Source organism: Mesorhizobium norvegicum (assembly GCF_004919685.1).
Taxonomy (GTDB): Bacteria; Pseudomonadota; Alphaproteobacteria; order Rhizobiales; family Rhizobiaceae; genus Mesorhizobium; species Mesorhizobium norvegicum.
In genome coordinates, this window is sequence record NZ_SMYZ01000089.1 from 144,562 (window position 1) to 153,340 (window position 8,779).

Below are 8,779 nucleotides of genomic sequence, written 5' to 3' on the forward strand. Positions count from 1 at the left end.
CCACCTGCGAGGTATATACTAGCCGGCATTGGCTCTGGTAGCGTCCTGGAATTGCCCTGTTGCTGGAGCCCGCAGCCTTTGACCGCAGTGCCCGACATCGAGTTTCGCGGCGTCACCAAACGCTATGGCAGCGTGACGGCTGTGAGCGGCATCGATCTTGCTGTTCCGCCATCCGCCTTTGTCGCCCTGCTTGGACCATCCGGCTGCGGCAAGACGACCTGCCTGCGCATGATCGGCGGCTTCGAACAGCCGAGCGAAGGCCAGGTCTTCATTCGCGGCCAGGACATGGCCGGCACGCCGCCCTACCGGCGGCCGGTCAACATGGTGTTCCAGCAATACGCGCTGTTTCCGCATCTGGATGTCGAGGACAACGTTGCCTACGGCCTGCGCCAGGCGCGGCCAAGGCTGTCGTCACGTGAGATCACCTCAAGGGCAGGTGAGGCGCTCGAAATGGTGCGGCTCGCCGGCTATGGCCGCCGCAAGATCCACGAACTGTCGGGCGGCCAGCAGCAGCGTGTGGCGCTCGCCCGCGCGCTGGTCAACAAGCCGGCCGTGCTGTTGCTCGACGAGCCGCTGGCGGCGCTCGACAAGAAGCTGCGCACCGACATGCAGATCGAACTGCAGAACCTGCAGCGCGAGATCGGCATCACCTTCGTGCTGGTCACCCACGACCAGGAGGAAGCGCTGTCGATGAGCGATTTCGTCTGCGTCATGAATGGCGGCCGCATCGTCCAACTCGGGCAGCCGAGCGAGATCTATGACGAGCCGGCCGACCTGTTCGTCGCCGACTTCGTCGGCAAGACCAATCTCTTGAGCGGCACCGTCGCCGGGCATACCGGCGATCTGGTGGAGATAGCGCTTGCCGATGGCACCGTGATTGCGGCGCGCAAGCGAACTGCCTTGCAGCAGGGCGAGGCCGTGTCGGTCAGCCTGCGTCCTGAATCGCTCAGTCTCGGCGCTCCCGAAAGCGGCCCGTTCAAGGGCATCGTCCGCAACCGGATTTTCCTGGGCTCGACAGCGGAATACGCGATCGAGGTCCAGGGCATCGGAACGCTTCTGGCCAAGGCCGATCATCTGATCGGCCACGGCAATCTCTTCAAGCCGGGTGAACCCGTCGCCATCGGCTTTGCCTCCGGAACGCCGCTGGCTTTTCCGGAAACCAAAAACAACGGGACCAACCAGAGGGTAGATAAACATGTCGAAATCATATCGTGATGGACTGCCGATAAGCCCTGAGAACTTTGTCGACCAGCTGATGCGTTTGAAGCGCGGCTCGATCGGCCGCCGCGATTTCCTTGGCCTCACCGGCCTTGGCATTGCGACGGCGGTGATGGCGCGCGAGATCGGCATCATGCCGACACCGGCCTTTGCCGCGGAAAGCCTTGGCGACCGCATGTCGATCGCCACCTGGCCGAACTATCATGACCCGGCGACCTTCGAGAACTTCAAGAAGGACACCGGCGTTGCCGTCGAGGTCAACGTGTTCGGTTCCAATGAGGAGATGCTGGCCAAGCTGCAGGCCGGCGCCTCGGGCTGGAGCCTGTTCGTGCCGACCAACTACACGATCTCGACCTACAAGAAGCTCGGCATCATCGAGCCGCTGGAGATGGCGAAGCTGCCGAACTTCGACGGCTCGCAGGAGGATCCGCGCTTCACTGGGGAAGGCACGATCGATGCGGTGACCTACGCGGTGCCGAAGAACTGGGGCACCACTGGCTTTGCCGTCAACACCAAGAAGCTGACCAAGCCGATGACGAGCTGGAAGGAGTTCTGGGACACCGCCATGGCCGAAGGCGACAGCCGCACCATGGTGCACGACTACCAGCTGACCACGATCGGCAATGCGCTGAAATATTACGGCTACTCGTTCAACTCGTTGAAGCAGGACGAACTCGCCAAGGCGGAGGAATTGCTGCTGAAGGTCAAGCCGCATCTGTTCGCGGTCTCATCCGACTACCAGCCGGGGATGCGCGCCGGTGACGCGTGGATGACCATGTGCTGGACGAATGATGGCGCGCAGCTGCATCGCGACATTCCCGAGATCGCCTATGTGCTGGGCAAGGAAGGCGGCGAGATTTGGACCGACTTCTATGCCATCCCGAAGGACGCGCCGAACAAGCCCGCAGGTTACGCTCTGCTCAACTATTTGATGAACCCGCAGGTGGCGGTGAAGGAGCACCTAGCCAATGGCGCGCCGTCGACCGATGCGCGGGTCAACAAGCTGCTGCCGAAGGAAGTGCTCGACAATCCGATCCTCTATCCGGCGGCCGACCTTTTGACGCCGCTGGAATTCGGCGCGGCGGCAACGCTGACCGACCCCGGCCGTGCCGAATTGATGGCGCGCTTCAAGTCGGCCTGAGCCGCTCGGGCCTCAAATTCCACGCAGACAAACTTGACCGGCGGGTTCATGCCCGCCGGCACCGGGGCAATCTTTCCATGCACGGCAGCCGTCTTCGCAAGAATCTTCTGACCGCCATGCTACTCGGTCCGGCGACCGCGTGGCTGGTGGTGTTTCTGGTGCTGCCGTTTATCGCCATCGCGGTGTTCAGCGTCGGCGAACGGGCGCCGGAAGGCGGCTATCAGGCCGCCTTTACGCTGGCGCAATATGCCAATCTGCCAGCGCGGGCGACGGCGTTCTGGAACACGATGGTGCTGGCGCCGGTGGGAGCGCTCGCCTGTCTTCTCGTCGCCTACCCGGTCGCCTACTACCTCGCCCTGCAGGCGCCGCAGCGCTGGCGGCTGATCCTGCTTGCACTGGTCGTCATTCCGTTCTGGACCAGCCTTCTGATGCGGACCTACGCATGGATGTATGTGCTGGGCGGGCGCGGCATTCCGGCATTGCTCGCCTATATCGGTTTCGAGGATGTCAGGCTGATCAACACGCCGGGCGCGGTGCTGCTCGGCATCGTCTATGGCTATCTGCCGCTGATGATCCTGCCGATCTATGTCAGCCTCGAACGGCTTGATCGCCGGCTGCTGGAGGCCTCCGCCGATCTCGGCGCAACACCGATTTCGACCTTCCTCGGGGTGACCCTGAAACTGTCGCTGCCGGGCGTGATGACCGGCTTCTCGTTGGTGATGATCCTGCTGCTTGGCGAATATCTGATCCCGACGCTGCTTGGCGGCGGCAAGGTGTTCTTCATCGGCAACGCGCTGGTCGACCTGTTCCTGCAGTCGCGCAACTGGCCGTTCGGATCGGCCATCGCGATCACGCTGGTGCTGGTCTCGGTGGTGGTGCTGATTGCCGCCAACCGCATCTCGACCCGGGTTTCGGGCGCGCGCCGGGTGGATCTGATCTGATGCGCGCTTTCGTCATTGCCGTCTTCGCCTTCCTCTATTTGCCGATAGCGCTTGTCGTGCGGTTCTCCTTCAATGCCGGCCACCATGCCAGCGAGTTCACCGGCTTTTCGGTGCAATGGTACGGCAAGGCATTGGCGAACCCGTTCCTGGTCGAAGCGCTGAAGAACAGCCTGTTCATCGCCACCACCAGCGCCTCGCTGGCGGCGCTATGCGGCACGGCGGCCGCACTCGGCCTGGCGCGCGTCAGTGTCCGGACCCGGGCGGTCTTCGATGCCTTGCTCGGTGCTGCGATCGTCGTTCCGGGGGTCGTCATCGGCATTTCGACGCTGGTCGCGCTCGTCCAGCTCTTTGGCGTCGTCAACCCGTTCCTCGCCTCGATCTGGCCGGATGACCAGCCGCCGCGCCTGGCGCTCGGCTATGGTTCGATCATCGCGGCACACGGGCTGTTTTCGATGGCGCTGGTGACGATGATCGTTGGGACACGTCTCGGCAGCCTCGACCGCAATCTGGTCGAGGCGTCGAGTGATCTCTACGCCACGCCGCTGACGACGTTCCGCAGCATCGTCCTTCCGCAGATCATACCGGCGGTCGTCGCCGGCTTCCTGCTCGCCTTCACCTTCTCCTTCGACGATTTCATCGTCGCTTTCTTCGTCGCCGGCGCGCAGACGACGCTGCCGATCTATGTCTTCGCGTCGATCCGGCGCGGCGTGACGCCGGAAATCAACGCCATCGCGACGATCGTGCTCGTCGCCTCCGTGCTGCTTGTGGTGCTTGCCCAATGGCAGCTGCGCCAGCGCAAACCGTCGAACTGAAAGTCGCATCATGATCCTCAAAGACCGCATCGCCGTGGTGACTGGCGCCGGCTCCGGCATCGGGCGCGCCGGCGCCATGATCATGGCCAGGGAAGGCGCGGTGGTTGTCATCGCCGATAGGGATCAGGCCGCCGGCGAAGCAACGGCTTCGGACATCCGCGCAGTGGGCGGGCAGGCCGAGGCGATCGCGACCGATGTCGCCGATGACGTGGCGGTCGAGCAACTCATTGCCGGCACGCTGGGCAGGCATGGGCGCATCGACATCCTGCACAATCACGCCGGCATCCAGGTCGGCGGCACGCTGACCGAAGTCGAAGTCGACGGCATGGATGCCTCGTGGCGGGTCAATGTGCGGGCGCAGTTCCTGGCGGCCAGGCTGGTCATGCCATCGATGGTCGCACGAGGCGGCGGCGTCATCCTCAACACCGCCTCCAATTCGGGCGTGTTCTACGACCGCGAGATGATCGCCTACGCAACCTCCAAACATGCGGTGGTGGCAATGACGCGGCAGATGTCGCTCGACTATGCCCGGCACAATGTCCGCGTCAACGCACTCTGCCCAGGCTGGGTCGATACGCCGTTCAACGAACCGTTCATCGCCCAGATGGGCGGACGCGAGGCGATCGAAACCTATGTCCGCACCAAGATCCCGATGGGGCGCTGGGCCAGCGCCGATGAGATCGCCGAAGCGATCCTGTTCCTCGTCTCCGACCGCTCATCCTTCATGACCGGCCAGGCGCTGGTGATCGACGGTGGCGAAAGCATCGGTTGAGACTGTGTTTTCGCCATCAACCTCCTTTATTTCAGCGCCTTTCCGATACACTGCTCCACGACTTTCTCCGTGCCGCTGGTCGGCAGCCAGGACTATGGTCTGACCGGCATGGGACTTCAGTGCCACGACGATCCGAGAGCGTCGATCTGTCTATAATATCAAATGGTTACGATTCTCGCGGTTGCCAGATCGCGTATTAAGACCGCATTTGTCTAAAGTTTACTCTGTACAATTAGTGATTCCTCATACGACCTCCCCTAGCGGTGGGCGAAGGGATGCGATTCCCCGAGGAGATTACCATGACAAACCGAAAAACTCTGTTCGCGATGGTTGCCGCATTGGCGCTTCTGGCGTCTCCGGCGCTCGCCGGAGCCGGCGGCAACGGGCACGGCGGCGGCAACGGGCACGGGAACGGCGGTGGCAATGCTGGCGGCAATGGCAATGGCGGCGGCAATGCTGGCGGGAACGGCGGCGGCAACGGCAATGGCAAGAGCGGCGCTTCGCACGGCAAGTCCGCGTCGGCTCGGGGGCAGGTGGCCAAGGCCAAAGCGGACGACACCACGGTCGACACGACCACAAAGGTCTCGGCCGTGCCCAAGGAGAAGAACATCCACGCCAAACTCGGCCGGTTGAACTCGCTGCAGCGCAACATCAACGCCTATATGAACTCCAAGAGCAAGAAGTTCGCTGCCATTCAGGCCTTCGTGACACAGTCCGCGAAAGCCAAGGTCGCCCAGGACCAGCTGGATGCGCTGACCGCGCAGTTGGACGCGCTGAAGGCGCTGACGCCTGATGAGATTGCCGCCATGTCGCCCGAAGACCAGGCGGCCCTGCCCGGGAAGATAACGGATCTGGAGGCCGAGATCGCCACCCAGACCACTGCTGCGGAAGCGGCCGCGGAGGGCACCGATGATGCATCGCTCGACGCGGCGCTGACGGACATGGCCAACAAGCCGGTCGACGACGATGTCACGGCCTGGGCCCAGGGGGTCCTTGCCGGCAAGATCGACCAGACGGCCGCCGCGATGGAAGCGGAAACGACGCCGTAGCGACTTGCCGCCGAAACGGCAGTGACCAGTCAAAGAAGATGCCGCCGGGTCTCGCCCGGCGGCATTGCTTTTTCCCGGCCATGGCCGGGCTGGCCATCCCGAGATAGGAAGGTTCGAGACACTCAGACGTGCTTGCGACCGCCGGTCTCGCGGAACCAGCTGTCTGGGTAGGGGTACCACCAGTCCTGGATTGCAGGCTTGTGGTCGATGATCACCATCTTCGAGCGGCGGAAGGCATCGAGGCCCTGGCGTCCGAGTTCGCGGCCGAGGCCGGAGGCCTTCCAGCCGCCGAAGGGCAGGGCGTCATTGTCGATCAGCGGATTGTTGACCCAGACCATGCCGGCCTCGAGTCGTTCGGCTGCCTCGTGGGCTTCGGCCAGATCGGTGGTGAAGACGGAAGCACCGAGCCCGAACGGACTGTCATTGGCAAGCCGGATCGCCTCGTCGAAATCTTTCACCCGGCAGATGGCGGCGACCGGCCCAAAGCATTCTTCGCGCACGATGGCCATATCAGGGGTGACGCCGGTCAGGATCGTCGGTTCGTAGAACCAGCCGGTGTTGTGTGCCGGCGGGATGCGGCCGCCGGTGACCGCCTTGGCGCCATGGGCAATGGCGTCATCCACAAGGCGCATCACCTTTGTCCGCGCGCTTTCGCTGACCAGCGGGCCAATCTCGGTCTTGTCCATGCCGTTGCCGATGCGCAACGCGCGTGTCCTTTCGGCGAACAGCTCGACGAAGCGGTCATGAACGGCATCGACGACAAAGAAGCGCTCGGCCGAAGTGCAGACCTGGCCGGTGAGGTGGAAGGCGGCGGTGACGCTGCCGGCCGCCGCGATCTCGAGCGGGGCATGCTCGCTGACGATCAGCGGATCGCTGCCGCCGGCCTCGATGACGCACGGTTTCATGCGTTCGGCGCAGGCCACCGCCACCGCCTTGCCGGCGGCGACCGAGCCGGTGAAGGCGACCGCGTGGGTGCGATCGGAGGCGATCAGCGCCTGCGCGGTGGCCGCGCCGCCCGGCAGGCAGGAGACGAGGCCTGCCGGCAGCGAGCGGAACACGGTCATGTAGTCCAGCGTCGACAGCGTGGTCGCCTCGGCCGGCTTGATGATGCAGGCATTGCCGGCGGCGAGCGATGCGGCGACCGTCCAGCACATCAGCAGGATCGGGAAGTTGTAGGGCATGACGTGGACGGAGACGCCATAGGGCTCGTAGCGCGCATACTGGAACGAACCGGCCTGCGTCGTGCCGGCGATCTTGCCGGCGTCGTCACGCGCCATCTCTGCATAGTAGCGGAAGATCGGCGCGCAATTGGCGATCTCGCCGATCGCCTCGGGGTAGGGCTTGCCCATCTCGCGCACCATCAGCTCGGCGCAGCGGGTGAAGTCCGCCGCCTCGATGGCGTTGGCGACGGCATGCAGGTGCTTGGCTCGGCTCTTGGCATCGAGCTTCTTCCAGGCGGCCTGCGCCTTGGTCGCGGCGGTCAACACGGCGTCGATCTCGCCGTCGGTAGCGGCCGAGATCGTGCCGACGGTTTCCAGCGTCGCCGGATCGATCACCGGTTTGTTGGCGCCGGTCATCGGCCGGTAATCCGGGTTGACGAAGAAAGCCGGCCGGTCAGCTGAGAAATCCATGGGCATCCTCTCAGATCCGCTCAGCGGATCATGTAGACCTTCTTGATGGTCTCATGGACGGTGCAGACGCCTTTCCAGTCCTGCGGAAAGAAGGCTGCCGTGTCCGGCTCGATCTCGATCACCTCGCCGGATTCATGCACATAGGTGCAGCGCCCTTCGAGGAAGTGGCAAAACTCGTCGCGGGTAACGTGGCAGTGCCATTTGCCTGGCGTGCAGACCCAAAGCCCGCATTCGGAACGTCCTTCCGGTCCCTTGTGCAGCAGCTTGCCCGAGGTGTGGGATTGCCCCTCGATCATCGTCGGGATGACGCCCCAGTCGACGAGGTCGGTAATGGTGAGCGGGGATTTCATGATCGGCGTGGTCATAGCGATTTCCTTGGAATGGTGCTCAGCGGCACATGAAGGCCTTGGTCAGCGTTTCGGTGATAATGGAGATGCCGGTCCAGCCGGCGGGGAAGAACACGAGCGTGCCGGCCTCGACGGGGATCTGTTCGCCGTTCTCGTGGACATAGGTGCCGTGCCCCGAGAGGAAGTGGCAGAACTCGTCGGCGGCAAAGGTGACCTTGCGCGTGCCCGGCGTGCATGACCACAGGCCGCATTCGCTTGATCCGTCCGGGTTCTGCGACAGGATCCTGCCGGAAGCACGCGGCGAACCGGCGAGCGTGTTGCTGCCCGCGCCCCAGTCCTCCAGTTCCACGCTCGAGGCCTTCGGCCAGTGCGGTGTCGGCATGTCTTGCTCCGATTCTTGCTTAAGCATGATCTTGTCCGAAAAACCGGCTCCCACTTTTCGGGATCATGCTCTCAGGCCAGCATGTAGACGTTGCGCATGGTCTCATGCACGGTGCATTCGCCTGTCCAGCCGGCGGGGAACATGACCACGGTTCCCTTGGAGACTTCTATCACCTCGCCGACATCCGACCGGTAGGTCGCGCGGCCGGCGACGAAATGGCACAATTCGTCGCGCGGGATGCTAAGGCGCCAGCGACCGGGCGTGCACATCCAGATGCCGGATTCCGGTTGGTTGTTCGGCCCCTTGTGCACGAGTTTGCCGGTGGAGTGCGAGGCGCCTCCCAGAGCATCCGGCTGGGCACCCCAGTCGACGAGGTCGGTGCGGGTCGAGGCCTGGTGGAGGTGGGGAGCGGAGGAGGTCATGGGCGTGCTCCGGTGGCGCGATACCTAATGACATGTTGCGCCAGGGCACCCCCCTCTGGCCTGC

The 8,779-nt window shown here is 63.8% G+C and carries 10 protein-coding genes; 6 read left to right on the forward strand and 4 right to left on the reverse strand.

Annotated features, from left to right (window positions below; all coding sequences use genetic code 11):
- The first annotated feature begins 78 nt into the window (after positions 1-78).
- The 6 genes from FCU66_RS34235 (at position 79) to FCU66_RS34260 (ending at position 5,933) form a co-directional block, all read left to right on the forward strand.
- The gene (locus FCU66_RS34235; protein ID WP_136618032.1) at positions 79-1,215 is read left to right on the forward strand and encodes an ABC transporter ATP-binding protein; all 1,137 of its coding nucleotides are present in this window, start codon (positions 79-81) and stop codon (positions 1,213-1,215) included.
- The gene (locus FCU66_RS34240; RefSeq protein WP_109664056.1) at positions 1,196-2,359 is read left to right on the forward strand and encodes an ABC transporter substrate-binding protein; all 1,164 of its coding nucleotides are present in this window, start codon (positions 1,196-1,198) and stop codon (positions 2,357-2,359) included. Before FCU66_RS34235 ends, FCU66_RS34240 begins: the two co-directional genes overlap by 20 nt.
- Before the next feature lie 77 nt (positions 2,360-2,436).
- Positions 2,437-3,300, forward strand: coding sequence for an ABC transporter permease (locus FCU66_RS34245; protein WP_136618031.1), 864 nt, complete (start codon positions 2,437-2,439; stop codon positions 3,298-3,300).
- Positions 3,300-4,112 (forward strand): ABC transporter permease, encoded by an 813-nt coding sequence (locus FCU66_RS34250; RefSeq protein WP_136618030.1) that lies wholly within the window; start codon positions 3,300-3,302, stop codon positions 4,110-4,112. The genes FCU66_RS34245 and FCU66_RS34250 overlap by 1 nt, the downstream gene beginning before the upstream one ends.
- A 10-nt stretch (positions 4,113-4,122) precedes the next feature.
- Entirely contained in the window at positions 4,123-4,884 is a 762-nt protein-coding gene (locus tag FCU66_RS34255; RefSeq protein ID WP_136618029.1) for an SDR family NAD(P)-dependent oxidoreductase, read from the forward strand.
- Between the two features lie 299 nt (positions 4,885-5,183).
- Positions 5,184-5,933, forward strand: a complete 750-nt coding sequence (locus FCU66_RS34260; protein WP_136618028.1) for a hypothetical protein — start codon at positions 5,184-5,186, stop codon at positions 5,931-5,933.
- A gap of 122 nt (positions 5,934-6,055) precedes the next feature.
- On the opposite strand, the gene FCU66_RS34265 is transcribed toward FCU66_RS34260, so the two are convergent.
- Genes FCU66_RS34265 through FCU66_RS34280 form a run of 4 tightly spaced genes read right to left on the reverse strand, consistent with a single transcriptional unit; the run spans position 6,056 to position 8,715 of the window.
- Entirely contained in the window at positions 6,056-7,564 is a 1,509-nt protein-coding gene (locus FCU66_RS34265; protein WP_136618027.1) for an aldehyde dehydrogenase family protein, read from the reverse strand.
- Between the two features lie 20 nt (positions 7,565-7,584).
- The gene (locus FCU66_RS34270; RefSeq protein WP_136618026.1) at positions 7,585-7,929 is read right to left on the reverse strand and encodes a cupin domain-containing protein; all 345 of its coding nucleotides are present in this window, start codon (positions 7,927-7,929) and stop codon (positions 7,585-7,587) included.
- A gap of 22 nt (positions 7,930-7,951) precedes the next feature.
- The gene (locus tag FCU66_RS34275) at positions 7,952-8,320 is read right to left on the reverse strand and encodes a cupin domain-containing protein (protein ID WP_246094155.1); all 369 of its coding nucleotides are present in this window, start codon (positions 8,318-8,320) and stop codon (positions 7,952-7,954) included.
- Positions 8,321-8,364: 44 nt separating this feature from the next.
- Positions 8,365-8,715, reverse strand: coding sequence for a cupin domain-containing protein (locus FCU66_RS34280; protein ID WP_136618025.1), 351 nt, complete (start codon positions 8,713-8,715; stop codon positions 8,365-8,367).
- Between the last annotated feature and the right edge of the window lie 64 nt (positions 8,716-8,779).